At 45.9% G+C, this 2604-nt stretch carries 5 protein-coding genes; 4 read left to right on the plus strand and 1 reads right to left on the minus strand.

The genetic code is table 11. From position 1 onward, the window contains the following. Positions 1-234 precede the first annotated feature (234 nt). From B3K91_RS11590 to B3K91_RS11605, 4 genes are all read left to right on the plus strand, one after another. Positions 235-471 (plus strand): DUF433 domain-containing protein, encoded by a 237-nt coding sequence (locus tag B3K91_RS11590; protein WP_213918989.1) that lies wholly within the window; start codon positions 235-237, stop codon positions 469-471. Continuing rightward, a complete protein-coding gene (locus B3K91_RS11595) occupies positions 455-841 on the plus strand; it encodes a DUF5615 family PIN-like protein (RefSeq protein ID WP_292595233.1) in 387 nt (128 codons plus the stop codon). The genes B3K91_RS11590 and B3K91_RS11595 overlap by 17 nt, the downstream gene beginning before the upstream one ends. Before the next feature lie 797 nt (positions 842-1638). Beyond that, positions 1639-1884 carry a hypothetical protein gene (locus B3K91_RS11600; RefSeq protein ID WP_292595236.1) on the plus strand — a complete coding sequence of 82 codons (246 nt, stop codon included), beginning with the start codon at positions 1639-1641 and terminating at the stop codon, positions 1882-1884. Further along, positions 1877-2284, plus strand: coding sequence for a type II toxin-antitoxin system VapC family toxin (locus B3K91_RS11605; protein ID WP_292595238.1), 408 nt, complete (start codon positions 1877-1879; stop codon positions 2282-2284). The genes B3K91_RS11600 and B3K91_RS11605 overlap by 8 nt, the downstream gene beginning before the upstream one ends. A gap of 114 nt (positions 2285-2398) precedes the next feature. Here B3K91_RS11605 and B3K91_RS11610 read toward each other — a convergent pair. Continuing rightward, on the minus strand, positions 2399-2604 hold a 206-nt coding region (locus B3K91_RS11610), incomplete at its 5' end, for a hypothetical protein (protein WP_292595241.1).

Consider the following 2604-nt stretch of genomic DNA (forward strand, 5'->3'; position numbering starts at 1 on the left):
ACGAGAAGACGAGAACTCTCCCCTCTGTCTCTTTCTCTCTCTTCATCTCGTACCTTCCCGCTCTTACGAACCAAGAACAAAGCTCCTAGCTCCGGAACGAGTAACTTGGGCGCAGCACGCCGGAACCGATCTTCCGATACTATCGGAGAACGGTGAACCGTTAACGTATAACCGTTCCTACAATTTGCAGAGCCTACAAGTCTAAGATGCTATAATATTCGTGAGGTGTTGACGATGGATTACAAGGACTTCATTCATTCAGATTCAAGAATAATGCTTGGCAAACCAGTAATCAAGGGAACAAGGATAACTGTCGAGCACATACTTTCAGAACTTGCGGCTGGAATGGAGATTTCTGAAATCGTTGAAGCACATCCTTCATTAGATAAAGAGAAGGTCAGGGCAGCAATCGCTTATGCTCTTGATGTATTACGCAACGAGGACGTGTACTCTCTTGCCGAAAAGAAGTGAAACGCTTTCCTTGCTCGCTGATGAGAACATCGATCAAAGGTTAGTATCTAGCCTAAGGCTAGCCGGTATCTCTGTGTACTCAGTAGCAGAATCGTCTACAGGAATCACAGATGAGGAAGTTATGAGACTCTCAGAAGATTTAGGCGCGTTGATCTTGACAGATGACAAAGACTTTGGGGAGATAGTGTTCAGAAAACAGAGGAGTTGTCCTGGCATTGTTCTCCTTAGACTTACTGGTGTGGATCATTCTCGCAAAGCAGACCAGGTAATACAAGTTATAAAAAGGTATGGTAGTGAAATGATTGGCAAATTCGTTGTGATAACTGCAGAAAGAGTCAGGATACGGAAGCTCTTGCCCGGAGCAAAATAAGTCCGTCATAGTATTATCCTTACTCTTGAGTGTCCCGCTTTCAAGGCCTTCTACTTTGAGCATTCGCGCGCCGTAATCTGACAGCTCTTCACGACAACATCCATAGCTCAACGAAGAATTACATTGCTCAAATAGAAATGATGAGGTCTCCTTTTTTATGCTACTTGCACCTTTAGTTCTGACCTCAGAACCAGTTCTGATATCAGAACACTTTCAGTACGCATCAAAAAACCCTCGAAACCCCCAAAACCCCTAGTGAGTGCTGCGTTGCGCGTGGTAGGTTGTGCCTAGGAGCGAGCAAATGCATTCGAAGTTGATTGTGAAGAGCAAAAAAGAGGGACTGACAAGTCCTCAAATGTATGTACCCACAAAGAGCCGCTTCTCGCTGGACGCTGACCGCTGTAAGCGAAAATAGGGACTGACAGGTTCCTTATGTCTGTCCCATTTTTCGCGGAACACCAAGATCCTGGCCTGAATCACGCCAGGATGACCTGAAGGGATGTTCTGAGTAGCGCCTGCCCCAGAATCCACTTACCTGGTCATCCCGTGATGAAACTGCACGGGATCTGGTCTTAAAAGCGCACCAAAGATCGAGATTCTGGCCAGGTACGCGCCAGAATGACCGAAAGCAAGAAAAGACCGTTATCCCGTAGAGCCTGCCCTCGAATCTCCTCATTCTGTCATCCCGTAGCGATCGTGCACGGGATCTTATCTCGTCCGCCTCGCCCTTTTGGTAAGAATGCTTTGTTGCAAACTCGTGTTAAAATAATACCGAGAATTCTTTGGGAAGTGATCTTATGAAACCGGCTAGCATCAAGAAGCAAATGATCGACGAGCTTGAGAATATCCCGGAAGATAAGCTTCAACTGCTACTGGAACTAATCAGAAGCAGTAAGTCCAATCTTTCTGATCTTCAGGCAAAGAGAAAACCGATTACCGACTATGCAGGCTCATGGAAAGAGATCGATTCTGAACAATACAACGCTATGATCAAAGAACTAAGAGACCGAAGAGAAAAGGCAAGAAGGGAGCGCGATGTCTGACTCAGTACTCCTAGATACAGACATACTTTCCATGTTCTTCCGCGGCAATGCTTCTGTAGTATCCAGAATGGAAGAATATTCAAAAGGTCACGAGAAAGTCTATCTCAGCATAATAACGTACTACGAAATCCTCAGTGGTTTGAGACATATTGAAGCGACAAGACAAATAGAGCAATTCCTGGAGTTTTGTCTATTCAATGAAGTACTTCCTATTACGCTTGAATCAGCTTCTATCGCTGCGACGCACTATGCGTATCTTAGAAAATTCGGAACTCCTTTGGATGATATGGATCTTCTCATAGCCGGTATTGCCATCGAAAACGACATGACTTTAGTCACGCACAACATGAAACACTTCAGCAGAATTCCAGGATTGAAGTTGCAGGACTGGAGAGAATAACTGAATCTCCGCTACGCTGGTAGAACTGCCGGTTGGAAAACGCTCATCGCTGATCGCTGACAAGAACCAATTCTTCAGCTTTTGTTCTTATAGCCCGCAACTGACGTATACTCTCTAGGAGAACGGCGAACCTCTAACGGCCAACTGATTCTGCTCTTCCTGCGTTCTTCGTCTCTTAGAAAGCGAACAGCGGTTCTTTTGCCCGACAAAGTCGGAAATGGCCTCGCCGAAAGCGAGATTGGCCTTTGCAAAGCAAAGACTGGCCACCGAAGGTGACTGGTTCGTGAAGATCCGCTGTACGCTGTAAAACATGGTTCGCC

It is taken from the genome of Mesotoga sp. UBA5847, assembly GCF_002432735.1.
Lineage (GTDB): Bacteria > Thermotogota > Thermotogae > Petrotogales > Kosmotogaceae > Mesotoga.